The organism is Acinetobacter sp. CIP 101966 (genome assembly GCF_000369725.1).
GTDB lineage: Bacteria > Pseudomonadota > Gammaproteobacteria > Pseudomonadales > Moraxellaceae > Acinetobacter > Acinetobacter lwoffii_Q.
The window spans coordinates 173,344-189,612 of record NZ_KB850164.1 but is presented as its reverse complement, the minus strand read 5'-3'; the positions used below and the strand labels follow the sequence as shown (position 1 = coordinate 189,612).

18 protein-coding genes and 2 tRNA genes are annotated in these 16,269 nt (G+C 42.0%); 12 read left to right on the top strand and 8 right to left on the bottom strand.

Translation table 11 applies throughout. The features are described from left to right. Position 1 precedes the first annotated feature (1 nt). Positions 2–907, bottom strand: coding sequence for a restriction endonuclease (locus F891_RS16325; protein ID WP_005264629.1), 906 nt, complete (start codon positions 905–907; stop codon positions 2–4). Positions 908–1,093: 186 nt separating this feature from the next. Continuing rightward, the gene (gene guaA / locus F891_RS16320; RefSeq protein WP_005245345.1) at positions 1,094–2,662 is read right to left on the bottom strand and encodes a glutamine-hydrolyzing GMP synthase; all 1,569 of its coding nucleotides are present in this window, start codon (positions 2,660–2,662) and stop codon (positions 1,094–1,096) included. Positions 2,663–3,006: 344 nt separating this feature from the next. Here guaA and F891_RS16315 point away from each other — a divergent pair, with 344 nt between their 5' ends. Continuing rightward, complete coding sequence (locus F891_RS16315) at positions 3,007–3,645, top strand: DedA family protein (RefSeq protein WP_005264627.1); 639 nt, start codon at positions 3,007–3,009, stop codon at positions 3,643–3,645. A gap of 38 nt (positions 3,646–3,683) precedes the next feature. On the opposite strand, the gene F891_RS16310 is transcribed toward F891_RS16315, so the two are convergent. The 5 genes from F891_RS16310 to F891_RS16290 form a co-directional block, all read right to left on the bottom strand. Continuing rightward, positions 3,684–4,277: a hypothetical protein gene (locus F891_RS16310; protein ID WP_005264626.1), complete on the bottom strand. Its 594-nt coding sequence runs from the start codon at positions 4,275–4,277 to the stop codon at positions 3,684–3,686. Between the two features lie 198 nt (positions 4,278–4,475). Beyond that, entirely contained in the window at positions 4,476–4,868 is a 393-nt protein-coding gene (locus F891_RS16305) for a hypothetical protein (protein ID WP_005264625.1), read from the bottom strand. 13 nt (positions 4,869–4,881) lie between these two features. After that, a complete protein-coding gene (locus F891_RS16300; RefSeq protein WP_005264624.1) occupies positions 4,882–5,718 on the bottom strand; it encodes a ParA family protein in 837 nt (278 codons plus the stop codon). A gap of 95 nt (positions 5,719–5,813) precedes the next feature. Continuing rightward, a complete protein-coding gene (locus tag F891_RS16295) occupies positions 5,814–6,206 on the bottom strand; it encodes a SirB2 family protein (protein WP_005264623.1) in 393 nt (130 codons plus the stop codon). 9 nt (positions 6,207–6,215) lie between these two features. Beyond that, positions 6,216–6,524, bottom strand: a complete 309-nt coding sequence (locus F891_RS16290) for a BolA family protein (protein WP_004280957.1) — start codon at positions 6,522–6,524, stop codon at positions 6,216–6,218. A 233-nt stretch (positions 6,525–6,757) separates the two neighbouring features. Here F891_RS16290 and F891_RS16285 point away from each other — a divergent pair. Both F891_RS16285 and F891_RS16280 read left to right on the top strand, forming a co-directional pair. Next, positions 6,758–6,830: transfer RNA gene (locus F891_RS16285), tRNA-Gly, on the top strand. Positions 6,831–6,878: 48 nt separating this feature from the next. Then, positions 6,879–6,954: transfer RNA gene (locus tag F891_RS16280), tRNA-Gly, on the top strand. A 325-nt stretch (positions 6,955–7,279) separates the two neighbouring features. On the opposite strand, the gene F891_RS16275 is transcribed toward F891_RS16280, so the two are convergent. After that, positions 7,280–7,507, bottom strand: coding sequence for a helix-turn-helix domain-containing protein (locus F891_RS16275; RefSeq protein WP_005094613.1), 228 nt, complete (start codon positions 7,505–7,507; stop codon positions 7,280–7,282). Between the two features lie 112 nt (positions 7,508–7,619). Between F891_RS16275 and F891_RS16270 the strand changes: the two genes are divergently transcribed. The 9 genes from F891_RS16270 (at position 7,620) to F891_RS16225 (ending at position 16,262) form a co-directional block, all read left to right on the top strand. Then, a complete protein-coding gene (locus tag F891_RS16270) occupies positions 7,620–7,829 on the top strand; it encodes a hypothetical protein (protein WP_005094615.1) in 210 nt (69 codons plus the stop codon). Positions 7,830–7,848: 19 nt separating this feature from the next. Next, the gene (locus tag F891_RS16265; protein WP_005094618.1) at positions 7,849–9,030 is read left to right on the top strand and encodes a site-specific integrase; all 1,182 of its coding nucleotides are present in this window, start codon (positions 7,849–7,851) and stop codon (positions 9,028–9,030) included. Further along, entirely contained in the window at positions 9,023–9,271 is a 249-nt protein-coding gene (locus F891_RS16260; RefSeq protein ID WP_004895356.1) for a hypothetical protein, read from the top strand. The genes F891_RS16265 and F891_RS16260 overlap by 8 nt, the downstream gene beginning before the upstream one ends. Positions 9,272–9,343: 72 nt before the next feature. Then, positions 9,344–9,877: a DUF1376 domain-containing protein gene (locus tag F891_RS16255; protein WP_005264620.1), complete on the top strand. Its 534-nt coding sequence runs from the start codon at positions 9,344–9,346 to the stop codon at positions 9,875–9,877. Positions 9,878–9,927: 50 nt separating this feature from the next. Continuing rightward, positions 9,928–11,018 (top strand): IS4-like element ISAba1 family transposase gene (locus F891_RS17760; RefSeq protein WP_085940413.1). Its coding sequence is split into 2 segments (ribosomal slippage): positions 9,928–10,468 and positions 10,468–11,018, totalling 1,092 coding nucleotides; the frame shifts between segments, so codons are not numbered across the junction. Positions 11,019–11,079: 61 nt separating this feature from the next. Next, the gene (locus F891_RS16240) at positions 11,080–11,826 is read left to right on the top strand and encodes an ATP-binding protein (RefSeq protein ID WP_005264618.1); all 747 of its coding nucleotides are present in this window, start codon (positions 11,080–11,082) and stop codon (positions 11,824–11,826) included. Positions 11,827–12,107: 281 nt separating this feature from the next. Beyond that, entirely contained in the window at positions 12,108–13,316 is a 1,209-nt protein-coding gene (ssuD, locus tag F891_RS16235) for an FMNH2-dependent alkanesulfonate monooxygenase (RefSeq protein WP_004732675.1), read from the top strand. A gap of 583 nt (positions 13,317–13,899) precedes the next feature. Continuing rightward, positions 13,900–14,469, top strand: a complete 570-nt coding sequence (locus F891_RS16230) for a hypothetical protein (RefSeq protein WP_004732677.1) — start codon at positions 13,900–13,902, stop codon at positions 14,467–14,469. 203 nt (positions 14,470–14,672) lie between these two features. Then, positions 14,673–16,262: a Dyp-type peroxidase gene (locus tag F891_RS16225; RefSeq protein WP_005094626.1), complete on the top strand. Its 1,590-nt coding sequence runs from the start codon at positions 14,673–14,675 to the stop codon at positions 16,260–16,262. The last annotated feature ends 7 nt before the right edge of the window (positions 16,263–16,269 follow it).

The following is a 16,269-nucleotide window of genomic DNA, read 5'->3' as shown; positions in this document are numbered from 1 at the left end:
GTTAAAAATTATCTTCATCAAAACGATCTTGGTCGATTTTATAGATATGAAAACTACGTTCTATTTGTACACCTAAACCAAATTCAATCATTAAAGACGTCAGCTTATCGCCATCAATTAAAACAATACCGGATTTTCTTGCCGACTCAATGGCCTCTTTACTGAAACTTGACGTAGTAATGAATACACCCTTCTTAGCAACTTGATCGGCCAAAGCACCTTTAAACTGTTGAATGTCGGGACGACCAACAGTATCTTTCCAACGTTTCGCTTGGATGTAAATTTTATCTAGCCCTAATCGATCTTCACTAATTACACCATCAATTCCACCATCGTTGGTTTTACCAATCGCTTGAGCTGCATCTTGATGTGAACCGCCGTAGCCCATTGCCACCAGAAGATCGACAACCAGTCTTTCAAAAAATGAAGGAGATTTATCTTTTACCATCTGAAGCAAATCACTTTTCAAATCAGATTTTAATAATTCCGTTGTGTTCTGGATTGTTTCTTCTGGAGTCTGAGTTTCTTGGTAACTATTTAGGCTTTCAATAACTTGTAGATTCCCGATCCCAAACTCATCTTTATTTTTCTTTCCTAATTTAAAATCTGAAAATCCGTTGAACTGTACTAAATATTCATTTGTTATAGCATCTAAACTTTTTAAATCAACCTGTCTACCCAAGCTACTAATCTCACAATATGCTCTCTTCGGTTGTTGAACTAAGCCCGCCTTAACTAAGTAGGTCTTTGCCCATGCCACTCTATCTTTAAATATATTTTTCCCGCTCGGAAGAATTTTATTTAAATCCTCTTCGTGTAAATTGGAACGTTCAGCTAGGATATTCGCAGCATCCGAAATTTTTATTGGCTCATTTAATTCTGATAATAATTTCATTAAAGGCAGCATTAATTAATCATAAGTAGGTAAAGGCATTTTTTAGCTTTTAAAGGTTTATTTTTATTCAGTATAAATCAAAAAAAGAGCGCCGAAGCGCTCTTTTTTATTAGGTTATATCTGATAAACCAGATACTGCCACGCGCATAGCGCGTGGCGTAATTTAGGCGGACAGCAGTGCTGTCCGAAACCCCTAAATTACTCCCATTCAATTGTTGCTGGTGGTTTAGACGATACGTCATACACAACACGAGAAACTTCAGCAATTTCATTCATGATACGGGTCGAGATCTTATCGACTAAATCATAAGGAAGATGCGCGAAACGAGCCGTCATAAAGTCCACGGTTTCTACCGCACGCAGTGCAATCACCCATGCATAACGACGGCCATCACCGACTACACCCACCGATTTTACTGGCTGGAATACTGCAAATGCTTGAGCAGTCTTGTCATACCAGCCGCTGGCACGCAGTTCCTGCATGAAAATGTCATCCGCAAGACGTAAAATGTCTGCATATTCTTTTTTCACTTCACCCAGGATACGCACACCAAGACCTGGGCCCGGGAATGGATGACGGTAGATCATGCTGTGTGGCAAGCCTAAAGTCGTACCCAATTTACGTACTTCATCTTTAAATAAGTCACGTAATGGTTCAACCAGTTCAAACGCTAGATCTGCTGGTAAACCACCCACATTATGGTGTGATTTAATCACATGCGCCTTACCCTGCTTGCTTGCAGCAGATTCAATCACGTCTGGATAAATCGTACCTTGTGCAAGGAATTTTACGCCATCTAATTTACGTGCTTCTTCAGCGAAGACAGCAATAAATTCACGGCCAATAATTTTACGTTTTGCTTCAGGATCAACTTCACCTGCAAGCGCAGTCAAGAAACGCTCTTCAGCATCAGCACGAATCACGCGGATACCCATGTTATCAGCAAACATTTGCATCACTTGATCGCCTTCGTTCAAACGAAGCAAACCGTTGTCTACAAATACACAGGTCAGCTGATCACCGATCGCTTTATGCAACAGCGCTGCCACTACAGATGAATCCACACCACCAGAAAGTCCTAGTAATACTTTTTCATCACCAATCTGTTGGCGAAGCTGTTCTACACGTAGATCAATAATGTGTTCTGGCGTCCACAGACCGCGACAGCCACAAATTTGATGCACGAAGTTCGACAGTAATTCTGCACCTTTAGAAGTATGTGTCACTTCAGGATGGAACTGAATACCATAGAAACGGCGAGTTTCGTCAGAAACCATCGCAATTGGACAGCTTGGCGTCTGTGCAGTGATCTGGAAGCCTTCTGGAATACGGGCAACCTTGTCACCATGACTCATCCAGACATGCAGCTGGTTTTCACGGTCCTGTAAATTACCGATCAGCTTGTCACGTACAACAATATCTACTTCTGCATAGCCAAACTCATGCACAGTACCTGGCTCAACTTTACCGCCAAGTTGTTCGCACATGGTTTGCAGGCCATAACAAATACCCAATACCGGCACACCCAGCTCGAATACCACTTGCGGCGCACGCGGGCTGCCCTCAAGGTGAACGCTCTCAGGTCCACCAGACAAGATGATACCGTTTGGATTAAATGCACGAATGTCTTCTTCAGACATATCATAGGCATACATTTCAGAATATACACCAGCTTCACGGACACGACGTGCGATGAGCTGACTATATTGAGAACCGAAATCCAGAATCAGGATACGATCTTCAGTAATTTGAGTATTGGTAGTCATGACGAACAACTATGAAAGGCAAACGAAAGATAAGCGCCGTATTCTAACATTTTTCAGCGCATTAAGCACACAATTCGCATGAGGTATGCATTTAGTTGATTGCATTATATTTCTAGCACAACAAAGCATCCCTTCGGATGCCTTGTTTGATTTGTCATTTTTATATTTTTAAGCTCAAGATTTAATCCAATTAAGTCTATTTTTATAAAAATCTGAAGATAATATGTAAGAGAAATTTTGGCTCGATTGAAGATGAATGAAGCGTTAATTATTTTACTTTCTGGTACTGACTTTCATGCCCCGGGCTGTTAGGATTTGACCACACTTTTGCTTGTATTGGGCTCATGGAACTGATTGATTTTATCTTGCATGTTGATGATCACTTGCTTGAATTTATCACCAATTACGGGATCTGGATTTATGCCATTCTTTTCCTGATTATCTTTGTAGAAACAGGTCTGGTGGTGATGCCGTTCCTGCCTGGCGACAGCTTGCTATTTGCAGCAGGTGCACTGGCAGCCTCTACAGGTGCGATGGATCCATGGGTGCTGATTCCGCTCTTGTTTGTGGCGGCAGTATTGGGCGACACCCTAAATTACCATATTGGTAAATATATTGGTCCTCGGGTTTTCGAGATCGAATCGCGCTTTATCAATAAAAAACACTTATTGGCGACTCAGCAATTCTTTGCCAGACATGGTGGTAAGACCATTATTTTTGCGCGTTTTGTTCCTTTTGCCCGTACATTTGCACCCTTCGTCGCCGGTGCTGGCAGCATGAATTACAAATATTTCCTGACCTATAATGTGGTGGGTGCATTCGCCTGGATTGGCTCATTTGTCATTTTGGGCTATATGTTTGGCAATATGCCGATCGTCAAAGACAACTTCACCTATCTGATTTTTGGCATCATTATTTTAAGCGTATTGCCAGGTGTGATTGGCTTTATTCAACAAAAGCTCAAAAAAAGTAAAACAGCTTAAGAGCTTTTTACATTAAGATTTTTTTACAGCCTGTGCGTTTAATCCCAAAGCTTGATCAGGAGTGGGATCAGACAAAGCAGGACAAATAGAGCCGCGCCTTTATAAATAAGGCCGGCTTTTATTTTTTCAGATGGACTGGTCAAAATGGCTTGACCAAAGACCATCCAGAAAATCCCGACCGGAACGGTACTCAAGCTAAAGGCAGCAAAAACCAGAACGAAGTTGGTCGGGCTTTGCCAGGTTTCCATCGGTAAAATTCCAGAGGCCAACAATGCTGCTTTAGGATTTTTTAGGGTAGTTGTAAACATTTGCCAGGGGCGAATCTGCGGATGGGTCTTGCTGTAACGTTCTAACTGCTGAGCCTTATATAAATGCAAGGTCATCCAGCCCACACAGATGGTACTCAGCACGTAGACCAAGCCTTTAAAGTTTGGCCAGATCGGTGACGCCAGATGAATCAACAAGGCCCAGACATTAATGGCATAAAAATAACCGAGCAAAATGGCAGGAAGATAGAGACTGGTTTTGGCCTGCTCCTGCTGATGAGCAGAGCTGGCCACCAAGGCATTGGCGGGCCCTGGAACCATCAGCACAGCAATAAGTCCTAAAACAAATAACCAATTTTCAATCATCGCAATGAACTTTTCCGGGCCAAGGCTGTAGCTTAATCAATATGGGAGTGGGATAACAAGCTTATAAATTTCAGATTTATATACACTCTGGTCAATTTCCTGTGAGTTTTATCTTAATTTAAACCGCCCTATTCTTGGTGAAAGCAATAAAAAAATGCCGACCCGAAGTCAGCATTTATCCGTTTAATGTTGAATGATTTATTTAGGCGTCGCCTGCCGAACGATGATCGGACAGTTCTTATAACGCGCAGCCTGTACAATCGCTTCCTGCTCGCCTAAAAGCCGTGCCAGTTCAGTTCTTTTGGTATCAGATGACTGTCCCATATTAACTGAAACACTCGGGCCAATACCCCAACCACCGCGACTGCCCCAGCCACCGCCAAGACCAACGCCCACACCGACGCCAGTACGTTTCGGTGGCTCAACGCCATTGTCGATATACTGCTGAATACGGTTATATTCACCTTGTAGTTGCGAGCAACCCAAGGTCTGATAGGGGGTGGGCGACACATAAGTCGGTTTTACCGTCGTTGCACAGGCACTCAGTAATGCAAGTGCAGCAATACTCAGGCTTATTTTCACAAGTTTCATAGCTAACTCGATCTTAATTCTGCTCTATCTCATTGAACAACGATTGATAGGCCTGAGTCAATTTATGATCAGTAGCCAAATGAATCAAAGGCTGATTTTTCTGATGAGATTCTTTCATCAAGATTGATGGTGGCAACATACTATCAAGCACCGGTAAGCCTTCATCTTTGAGTTGTTGTACCACTTCACGCGGCAATTTGGCCTGTGCCTGAAACTGGTTGACGACAATGCCTTCAATTTCCAGCCCTTCATTATGATCATCTTGGGTTTCAATCACATTTTCAATCAGAGTCTGTAAGGCACGTTTAGAAAATACATCACAGTCGAAGGGAATCAGCACGCGGTTTGCCGCAATGAGTGCAGAAAGGGTAAAGAAATTAAACGCAGGTGGTGTATCAATAAACACCCGGTCATAATGTCCTGATAGCTGTTGTAAAGCATCTCTTAACTTGTAGATCTTGTGCTTGGACTCCAGTGCATGGGTCAATGCACCCAGCGTTGGACTGGCCGGAATAACATCCAGATGTTTAAAAGAGGATTGATGCACATAGCTTTCCAGGCCTTTACTTCGGCTTTTTAAGATCGAGCCAATGGCATTGCCGAGCAGGCCCTTGCTTTGCTGATTGCCGAGTACATCTTCAAAATAGTTTTCGATATTCGGTTCAAGTGCCGGCTTGTCGCTGGAATACGTCGCATCATCGCCTAACACATACTGGCTAGAATTGGCCTGCGGATCCAGGTCAATCAATAATGTTTTTAAGCCCTGATGTGCACTGATCGCTGCCAGATTGACAGTAATACTGGATTTGCCTACCCCACCCTTTTGATTAAATACCACACGTGTACGCATGTCCCTTCCTCACATTTTTAATTACTTTTACCACATTTGTATTTTTTAATTATTTGCATGGGCTGGCTGTGCTGATCATCACAGCCAGCTTGCTTTTAGCCAAAATTCGGCTTGATCATCACCAAAGCCAGAATAGACACCAATGAAATCACAGCAATAACCAGGCCAGCACGACGCTGCGACAGCAAGATCGAATCATCTTTCTTATAGGCTTTGCCTAGAGAGGACACCAGTACCAAAAATAAAATAACTTTGGCATAGAACCAGGGCTGTACATCAAAGTCTTTGATGACGAGCGACACAATACCGGTCAGTGCAATCACCGTGATGGCTAAATGCTGTAAAGCGACTAGCGCTGTACGTGCCACCGGATTAGGTAAATTCCCTTGTGTACCGACAAACAAGGTCAAGGCACGGGCAAGAATGGCGACAATGGCCAGTCCTGCTGCCGACATATGAATAATCTTGACTAAAAGTTGGGTTTCCATCATGTCCTCTTAGTTTTTAGGTGCGTGTGCACAAGCAGGACTGGTCGTATCCTGACCTGCCCACTCTTCAGGCAAAAATGCATGAATAGCCAGTGCATGAATCTTGTCTTTTGACAGCAGATCACCTGCAGCAGCATAAACTTTCTGATGACGCTGGACTGGACGTAAACCGGCAAAAGCCTGACTCACAATCACGGTTTTAAAATGCGATTCTTTTCCCGGAAAATAACCGCCATGACCCGAAGATTCATTCACCACTTCCAAATGGGTTGGGGATAATTGCGCCAAACGGTCTTTCAGTTGTTGTTCTAAACTCATGGTCTGACTCCAATCTTCAAAAATATGGTCTCAGTATACCTTGTTCTGCCGAGTATTTCGGTAATCTGTTCAGATGCAATCCGTTGATTGTGGCGAAAATTTATTGATTTTTATATGAATATTGGTTATTTATTGTCTGGTCTACAGCATTTTGCTTTTATTTTATGCAATTGATGCAAGATTTTTAACAAAGGTGTTGACCACATTTTTGCATGCTGTATTATACACGGCATGCGGGAATAGCTCAGTTGGTAGAGCATAACCTTGCCAAGGTTGGGGTCGGGAGTTCGAGTCTCCTTTCCCGCTCAAAATTTTTTCATTTAGTTTTTTCATTTAAAAAACTTTATAGACTCCGCGGGAATAGCTCAGTTGGTAGAGCATAACCTTGCCAAGGTTGGGGTCGGGAGTTCGAGTCTCCTTTCCCGCTCCAGATTCAAAAAGCCCTCATCGAAAGATGGGGGCTTTTTTTATGTTGATTTTATTATTTTTTTTAAAAAACCTTCTTCCTTTGTTATTCGATTCAATAAAAAATATTCTTAATGTAATTTGTATTTTGTGACCAAGATGTGACCATGGCGTGCCCACGACAATAAAAATGGCCTCAATTGACCTTAAATGTCCTCAATCGATCACCACTTTCAGAGCTTTTTTGAAAGCAAAAAATCACCCTGTCCTCTTCCAAACAAAGTGTTTTTTACCAAACGATCAAAGATTTGTGACCATTTCACTTCTTGATGTGACCATTTGTGACCAAACTAGCTATTATCATTTTGATTATTATCAATTTTCTTAAAAATCAATAAATCGCCCACTTCTACATCTAATGCAATACAAATTTTATCAATGGTTTCAAAATCAATCCGTACAGATTCATCATTATAAAGTTTATGCAAAGTAGATTTATTAATTCCAGTACTTCTCACCAAATCAGCAACCTTAAGTTTCCTTTCTGCTAATAAAACCGCCAAGTTTGAGATAATCATAAAATTTCCTAGTTAAATCATAAAAAGTACTTGCAACAACATAAAAATATGATAATTTATGTCTTAGGAATAATTTTTCCTAGTTACCTAGTAAAAAATATGAGGCTCTATTATGTCATATACCTATCTCACAGCCCAGCAACTGGCTGAAAAAATCCAGTACGACGCTCGTACTATCCGCAACCAACTGAAGGACAGTGTCTTTATTGAAGGTGTTCACTACATCCGTCCTTTTGGTGGTCGAAAAATTCTTTTTGTTTGGGAACGCATTGAAACTGAAATGCTTAAATTCACCGGTTTAGGCATGGATGCCTTGCAATAAGGCTTAGGAGGTTTAACTGATGGCTACCATCCGGGAACGAAGTGGCAAACTGATTGCCGACTTTCGCTACATGGGCATTCGTTGTAGAGAGACAACCAATCTTGAAGACAATGCTTATAACCGACGCATTTTGAAAAAACGTCTCGAACAGCTTGAAGCTGAAATTACTTTGGGAACTTTTGAATACGAAAAGTACTTTCCAAAAAGTAACCGTGTTGAGGAGTTTAAGGAAAAAAGAAGTCAGCAAATTGCTGTACAGACCAAAGTTCCTCTTTTTAAAGAGTTTACTGAATTGTGGTTTAAGCAGAAACAAGTTGAATGGAGAACCTCATATCAGCAAAAGGTTTCAATTGTGATCAAAAACTATTTGATTCCTGCTTTTGGTAATCAGGTTCTCTCGAAAATCAAGAAGTCAGACTTGCTGAACTTCCGTGCCTCTCTCGCCAAAGTGACACACGGAAAAGATCAAACAAGTCTGAAAGCATCGAGGATCAATCAAATCATGACGCCTTTACGTATGATACTCAATGATGCGGCTGAACGATACGAGTTTGAGTCGCCTTATAAAAATATTAACAATCTGAAGGAAAGCAAGATTGAAGTCACACCTTTTTCTCTGGAAGAGGTGCATAAAATTCTTACCACAGTGCGTGAAGACTTCCGCCCCTATTACACCATTCGCTTTTTTACGGGTATGCGTACCAGTGAAATCGATGGTCTGCAATGGAAAAATATCGACTTACAGCGTCGTGAAATCCATATCAGAGAGGCGTTAGTGAATGGTGTGCTTGGTGGAACCAAAACTTATGGTTCTGACCGCACGATCCAGATGAATGACCGCGTTTACCAAGCCTTTCTCCAACAGAAAAGCTTAAATAATGGTAAATCAGAGTTTGTTTTCTGCAATCGTGATGGTGGACCTCTCGATTATCGTCTGGTGAATAAACGTGTCTGGCATCCGATCTTGCGCTTTCTAGGATTGAAGTCTAGAAGAGCCTATCAAACACGCCATACAGCAGCAACTCTTTGGCTGTCAGCAGGAGAAAATCCGGAATGGATCGCACGTCAATTGGGACATTCAACGACTGAAATGCTGTTTCGAGTCTATAGCCGTTACATCCCCAATGTTACGCGCCGCGATGGCAGTGCATTTGAAGCCATGCTGGAAAAACTAAATACAGAGGAGCTTGCACATGAATAGTAAAGCTTTCTTTGGTGGTGTGGTCGTCAGCCCTGAAGCAGATATGGTCGCTCGTGAATTAATCCATGAGCTACACATTCCCAAACTTCACAATCTAGCTTTTTTGTTGGAAATCAATAAATGCTTCGATGATCACCAGGCGTTGAGACTCTGGTTACAGCGAATGTTGGATGAAGGGCAAGCCCATTACGATGACTTGGCCCAACAGGCCCGTCTCCGCTTAATGAGTCTCGCTCACTAATAAAACAAACACAGACAGAAGGTCATCCAATCGATGACCTTAGCCCCTCTATACCTATAAAAAGGTGAACACATGCATAAAGATATTTCAATTTGGATGCCACTCTATATTGGCGACCTACAGGCAAAATTTGCACGAATGACGGCAGAACAAATTGGTGCGGCACTGCTGTTAATGATGGATTTCTGGAAAAATGGTGCCATTCCTCATGACCTAGCTACTGTATGTAGCATCACGAAATTACCTCAGCACACCAAGGCTAAAACTTTGTTGAATACGCTGATGGCTCTGGAATTGTTTGAAGTCGAGTCTGAGCAGATTCATTCAAGTTTTTTAACCAGTTTAAAAAGCCAGGCATTGCAAAATCAGCAAATGAAATCTGATAAAGCTAAAAATGCAGCTCAAGCACGTTGGGGGAAATCCGCAAGTAATGCTCAAGCATCAACTAAGCAACGAAAAGTAAATGCTCAAGCAGCTCCTGAGAAGAGCCCGAGTATTACTCAAGTCATGCTTGAACCATGCCCTTCATCTTCATCTTCATCTTCATCTTCATCTTCAAATTTTGAAGAAAAAAATGAGAATTTTCTCTGTACACGACAAAAATAGATAACTCATTGAAATAATGTCATAATAATTGTTTTCTAACGACGAATACTATGACACATCTCAATGAGTTATATCTTATCTTAAACAAATATCTAAAATGGAACAAGTCACATTTAAAGTGCTTTGCGCTCATCATGCTTGTGATTATTTTAAAGCAAACATGTAATCTTTCTTCTGCATCTAAAGCCTTGCCCATCAAGTGCTTACCACAATCATTTTATCGACGTATGCAGCGCTTCTTTGCAGGTCAGTATTTTGATTATCGTCAAATTTCTCAGTTGATTTTCAATATGTTTTCATTCGACCAAGTGCAACTGACTTTAGATAGAACCAATTGGAAATGGGGAAAACGAAATATTAATATCCTGATGCTCGCAATCGTTTATCGTGGAATAGCGATACCTATCCTTTGGACATTGCTTAATAAACGTGGAAATTCAGATACGAAAGAGCGTATTGCTTTGATTCAACGCTTTATAGCCATTTTTGGTAAAGACCGTATTGTGAATGTGTTCGCAGACAGAGAGTTTATCGGTGAGCAGTGGTTTACATGGTTAATTGAACAAGACATCAACTTCTGCATTCGTGTTAAAAAAACTTCATTGTCACCAATCATTTAGGAAAGAATCATAAAATTAGTGATTTATTTCGCCATCTTAAAGTTGGTCAAATTGAATGTCGTAAACGACGGATTTTGGTTGGTCGGGTGAAACTATATATAAGTGCACTACAGTTAGAAAATGGAGAGCTTTTACTCGTCGTTTCTCCTCAGTTTAATGCCAATGCTATTCAGGATTATGCATTACGCTGGGAAATTGAAACCTTATTCAGTTGTCTCAAAGGACGCGGGTTTAATCTTGAAAATACGCGCTTGACAGACCCTAGACGAGTGAAAAAATTGATTGCGGTGTTAGCTATAAGCTTCTGTTGGTGTTACTTAACGGGTGAATGGCAACATGATCAAAAAAAAGCGATAAAAATAAAGAAGCATGGACGACTCTCAATGAGTTTATTTCGCTATGGTTTAGACTATGTTCAAATGGCGATTCAGCGTTTAATTGGTTTTGGGAAAAAAGAAGAGTTTAAGGAAATTTTGGCAATTTTAAGAAGGCAGAACCCTGATAGGATAAGGGTTCTGTGAAATTTGTCGTGTACAGAGGAGAATTTTTTAGAAAATTCAAAATGGATTTAGGAGAGTGATCATGAATACCATGCTTAAAACGCTCCAGTTTCGCACAGAAACAACGGAAACACTTTGCCCTACCCATCATATACCCCTGATGGAAATCGCTGGTCACAAGCTATGTAAATTGTGTGCCAAAGAAACCGTCCATCACTCACATGCAGCCTATGCAGATGAGTTGCAACAGCGATTGCTACAACAGAAAATCAAAAACTCAGGGCTCAATAAACGCTACCTGGATCGTGGCTTCAAGAATTATGTAGTTGCATGCCCTGCACAAGACAATACCATCAATCTATGTCAGGCCTTTGCACAGCAGATTATTTCTGACCATTATCCAAACCTACTGCTCATTGGTACACCGGGTACAGGAAAGACTCATCTGAGTGCGTCAATCATTCGCAACATTCTGCATAACAGTACAAAATCTGCACGCTACTATACCAGCGCAGAAATTGCTCAAAAAATGATGGATACCTGGTCAGATGCTTCACGCTCTGAGAAAGAAGTCATCGACCATTTCTCCAGTTTTGATTTATTGGTGATTGATGAATATGGCCTGCATGACCGGCATGAAAAACGCCTGGAGATGGTGCATAAGGTCTTATATAGCCGTTATGACAACATGAAATCTACTCTGCTGATTTCCAATTTCACAGTCCAAAATATGCAGCGAGATTTAGGTGTCCGATTATGGTCACGATTACATGAAAACAATTTGATTGTAGTACCGTGTTATTGGGATGATAGACGCATCACCGGATAAAAGAAGTCTTTACTACCGCCAATTATATTATTGATATAATTGGCATTTTTTATAATTAATTTCTAAAAATCTCAACTTTATTCTCTAAAATATAGACAGAAAAATTCTAGAAAAAGAGAGGAAATCCTATCATTTTATGTTGAAAATCATAAAGTTCATTAATGAATTACCGGTATCAAAATAATTACTACCGAATAGCGTACTTATTAATAGGACTTACGCAAAGACGACCGAAGGCGAGTTATCTTAATCAATTTTTGAGCTTACAAGCAGGGGTTACGATGAAAATTTTTTGGTTTATACCGACACATGGCGACAGTCGTTATTTAGGCACGAGTAAAGGGGCAAGAACCGTTGACCATACCTATATGAAGCAAATTGCAGTGGCAGCCGATAACCTTGGCTATGAGGGCGTGTTGATTCCGACAGGTCGCTCATGTGAAGACCCTTGGTTGGTCGCCGCTAGTCTCATTGATGCGACCACTCGCTTAAAGTTTTTGGTGGCATTCCGCCCTTGGGTGACGACACCCGCGCTTGCTGCTCGCATGACAGGCACCTTTGATCGATTATCAAATGGTCGATTGCTGCTTAATCTGGTCACAGGCGGCGATGAACAAGAGCTTAAAGGCGATGGCATCTTTGAAGACCACGCGACGCGTTATCAGACAGCCAGTGAATACACCACGATTTGGCGAGAGATTTTGACTCGCTCGCACACAGGCGAATCCTTTACTTTTAACGGTGAACGCTTGCAAGTAGAAGATGCTAAATTGCTGTACCCCCCTCTACAACAGCCATATCCGCCCTTGTGGTTTGGCGGTTCATCTGAGGCGGCGCAAACACTGGCTGCCGAACAAGTTGACAGTTATTTGACGTGGGGTGAGCCGCCTGCCGCCGTCAAAGAGAAGATTGAGCAGCTTAAAACCAAAGCCGCTGCCAAAGGTCGTACATTAAGCTATGGTATTCGTCTGCACGTGATTGTGCGTGAAACCAATGAAGCCGCTTGGCAAGCCGCTGATGAATTATTGAGTCATGTGAATGACGACACCATTGCCGCTGCCCAAGCCAAATTTGCCCAAATGGACTCGGTGGGACAACAACGTATGGCAGCCTTGCATGGCGGTCGCCGTGATAACTTAGAAATTTCGCCCAACTTATGGGCAGGGATTGGACTGGTACGTGGTGGCGCAGGCACCGCACTGGTGGGCGACCCACAAACTGTTGCCGCGCGTATTCAAGAGTATGCCGATTTGGGCATTGATAACTTTATTTTTTCAGGCTATCCACACTTAGAAGAGGCGTATCGGTTTGCTGAATTGGTTTTCCCATTATTACCGATAGACACCCAAAACACCTTGGTCAAGCCAAATTTGACAGGACCGTTTGGTGAGATTGTCGCTAATAACTATGCACCACCGCAACAAACCCGTGACACTGCAACCCCAAAAACACCTACCACTGCTGCACCTAAACACGCCATCGCCTCTTAAATTCATCTTAAAGACATATTAAAGGCGTCTTCAATGCTTGTGATAAAACGTGCTAATTAAAGCACGTTTTTCGCTTCGTCTATACCTATCATTAGACACCTATCATCCGACAGGGTCTGTGGAATCCACCCTAGCCATGATAAACATCTTTTAACTGATAAACCTTTTAACTGATAGACTTTGTTTTAAAAAGTGGTAGCCAGTTATACGGTGAGATTAGACCAGCAAGCTACTTTGCTAAAGTTAATCATCAAGGTGTCAATATCCCAACTTTTTTAGCAAATGCAACACAGGAAAAATGACTTCTCTATAGCTAGGTTATATTCGGGATGTGAATAACCTATTGATAGTAATGAAAATTTTTTAAGCCAACACTGTTAGTTTTACGGTCTCTAGTATGTCATTTTTTAATCAATAGTTTAGTTTTGTAATTTTATGGGTGATGAAAGTTATTTTAACGCTTTTTGCTTTTTGCGGCTTATATAATAAAAAAGATTTAAATTTTAAATCATAAAACAATGGGATAAATAAATTTAAATCATGCACTTCAATTAATGATCAACTAACTATAAGGGCAATAAATATGACAACTGAAAACAATGAAAAACTTTCTTTATTAGACGATGTCGCATTAAAAGCCCAAATGTTCATGGCAAATCTAAAAGAGGGCGCTAATGATGGCTATGACCATTCTGTCACCAGTGCCGGTGAAAAGGGCTTAAAATCAGGCAAAGTGTCTGAACTCACCGCCATCGCCCCCTTGACCAAAGATGGGGCAGCTCGTATCAAGCGAATTTTGGAAATTACCAAAGGCAATCTTGCAGGGGCGACCAATGTAGGCACCTTGCATGATTTGCGGTTGGTGTTTTTAGACAATGATACTAAGCTACTGTTTTGTACCGCCTATGATGGCGATTGGGATGCTTACATCAACGACTTTGCTACCAAAATTCCAGAACTCATGGATTTGATTTTTGGCAATGTAGAGGGTTGGCCTGGGATTAAAAGCCCGACTGTCAAGCAATTTATCCTTGACCATCAGATTACCGCTACCGGTTGGTATGTAGGTGTACCGCATCTGACGGTTCGTGATATTGCGCGTAATGACAAAATCGTGCGTGGCATTAATAAAGCCATTGAACAAGCCCAATAAGCCCGCTTAGAACCTGTATTCACCATATCACGTTTATCAGCGTACTATTCTAACCGTACTCTGAACGGGCAAGCTTTAGGTTAAAATTTCGATACAAAAGCGATTTGTTCAGTGATTTTACCATAAGCAAGCGATATTTAGCGTGGTGTATGGTGAACAAGCTTTCAGCATCAAATTTTTAAAATTCTCTGCTAGGAACGACCATGAATAACGACAACCCAGCGAATGAAAGCCTACTTGGCAAATTAAAAACCCATCTACAAGATGGTATCGAGCATGGCATAGATGCCATTAAAGACAAATTTGAACACAGCGATACACCCGCTGAAAAAGGCAGTGTCAAAGAACGGGTACACGAAGCCAAACAAAAAATCGGCACGCAGCTGCACAGCGTCATGACACGGGCAACGAACGCTATCTATCCCAATATCGCCACGATGGAGCTTGAGGATATTCAAGCCATCATCTTGCATGACCGCCCTGCACCTTACTATGGCACGCTTGCCGCGCTAAAAGTCAATGACAGCAACGCAGGTCGTGAATTACTAAAAGCGGTATTACCAAACGTCACAGGCTCAAAAAATTTCCAAAAAGACATGGATGCCAATTTGACCATTGTGATGACGTATGAGGGGCTAAAAGCTTTAGGCTTACCGCAAAGCTCGCTTGATTCTTTCCCAGAAAATTTCAAAACAGGGATGGCAGGCCGCTCCGATATCTTGGGTGACAAAGGTGACAATGACCCGAGCAACTGGCTTGCGCCATTTGGTGATAAAGGCGATATTCATATTTGCGGCGCGGTGATTGCCGGTAGCCAAGAAAAATGGCAAGCCAAACTTGCCGAACTTAAACAGGCGTTTGCCCCTTATCTAGATACCAGCCGTAACGCCATCGAAATCTTGGTGGAACATGATTTTGGCGTAGATGGTGACGTCAAAAACGTGTTTGGTTATCGCGATGGCATCAGTAACCCAGAAGTGGATGGCAGTGGTATCACCCTTGAAAATAACACCGAACGCCCGATTGCGGCAGGTGAATTTGTGTTAGGTTATAAAGGTGAGGCGGGCGTGGTACCCCCCATGCCACAGCCTGAAGTATTGGGAAAAAACGGCTCGTTTATGGTACTGCGAAAATACCACAGTAATGTGGCTGACTTTCACCGCTATTGCCTTGAACAAAGCGACAATGACCCAGCTAAAGCCGATAAATTGGGGGCAAAAATGTTTGGTCGCTGGCGTTCGGGTGCCCCCATCACCCTAAGCCCAGACCATGATGATGAAGCCCTCGGTAAAGACAATGTAGCAAACAATAAATTTGACTACACGGACGATCCGTATGGCAAAGGCTGCCCATTTGGTGCCCATGCTCGCCGTATGAACCCCCGCAATACCAAAGATTTTATTCTAAGCGATGTGCGTCTTCACCGTATCATCCGCCGTAGCGTTTCGTATGGCGATATCGTGCCGCCCAACGTGACCCAAGACGATGGTCAAGAACGGGGTTTATTTTTTATCGGTATCAGCGCGCATGCCATGGACACGCTTGAGTTTTTGCAAAGCCAATGGATTAATGACGGTAACTTTATGAACCTTGGGGAAGAACGTGACCCAATGCTAGGCGTACACGCAGGTAGTGACGCTGATAGCGATGTATTCACCGTACCCGATGAGCCAATTCGTAAGCGTCATACCAATATTTTGCAATTTAATACCCTACAAGGCGGTGAATATCTTTTTGTACCAAGCTTGTCGGCACTCAAATGGATTAGTGAGCTTAACGAAAATTCATATTAGAGTAAAA

What these genes read in the sequence shown, in the direction of transcription:
- F891_RS16325 (WP_005264629.1), bottom strand. Translation starts at nt 907, where the DNA reads ATGCTGCCTTTAATGAAATTATTATCAGAATTAAATGAGCCAATAAAA.
- guaA (WP_005245345.1), bottom strand. Translation starts at nt 2,662, where the DNA reads ATGACTACCAATACTCAAATTACTGAAGATCGTATCCTGATTCTGGAT.
- F891_RS16315 (WP_005264627.1), top strand. Translation starts at nt 3,007, where the DNA reads ATGGAACTGATTGATTTTATCTTGCATGTTGATGATCACTTGCTTGAA.
- F891_RS16310 (WP_005264626.1), bottom strand. Translation starts at nt 4,277, where the DNA reads ATGATTGAAAATTGGTTATTTGTTTTAGGACTTATTGCTGTGCTGATG.
- F891_RS16305 (WP_005264625.1), bottom strand. Translation starts at nt 4,868, where the DNA reads ATGAAACTTGTGAAAATAAGCCTGAGTATTGCTGCACTTGCATTACTG.
- F891_RS16300 (WP_005264624.1), bottom strand. Translation starts at nt 5,718, where the DNA reads ATGCGTACACGTGTGGTATTTAATCAAAAGGGTGGGGTAGGCAAATCC.
- F891_RS16295 (WP_005264623.1), bottom strand. Translation starts at nt 6,206, where the DNA reads ATGGAAACCCAACTTTTAGTCAAGATTATTCATATGTCGGCAGCAGGA.
- F891_RS16290 (WP_004280957.1), bottom strand. Translation starts at nt 6,524, where the DNA reads ATGAGTTTAGAACAACAACTGAAAGACCGTTTGGCGCAATTATCCCCA.
- F891_RS16275 (WP_005094613.1), bottom strand. Translation starts at nt 7,507, where the DNA reads ATGATTATCTCAAACTTGGCGGTTTTATTAGCAGAAAGGAAACTTAAG.
- F891_RS16270 (WP_005094615.1), top strand. Translation starts at nt 7,620, where the DNA reads ATGTCATATACCTATCTCACAGCCCAGCAACTGGCTGAAAAAATCCAG.
- F891_RS16265 (WP_005094618.1), top strand. Translation starts at nt 7,849, where the DNA reads ATGGCTACCATCCGGGAACGAAGTGGCAAACTGATTGCCGACTTTCGC.
- F891_RS16260 (WP_004895356.1), top strand. Translation starts at nt 9,023, where the DNA reads ATGAATAGTAAAGCTTTCTTTGGTGGTGTGGTCGTCAGCCCTGAAGCA.
- F891_RS16255 (WP_005264620.1), top strand. Translation starts at nt 9,344, where the DNA reads ATGCATAAAGATATTTCAATTTGGATGCCACTCTATATTGGCGACCTA.
- F891_RS16240 (WP_005264618.1), top strand. Translation starts at nt 11,080, where the DNA reads ATGAATACCATGCTTAAAACGCTCCAGTTTCGCACAGAAACAACGGAA.
- ssuD (WP_004732675.1), top strand. Translation starts at nt 12,108, where the DNA reads ATGAAAATTTTTTGGTTTATACCGACACATGGCGACAGTCGTTATTTA.
- F891_RS16230 (WP_004732677.1), top strand. Translation starts at nt 13,900, where the DNA reads ATGACAACTGAAAACAATGAAAAACTTTCTTTATTAGACGATGTCGCA.
- F891_RS16225 (WP_005094626.1), top strand. Translation starts at nt 14,673, where the DNA reads ATGAATAACGACAACCCAGCGAATGAAAGCCTACTTGGCAAATTAAAA.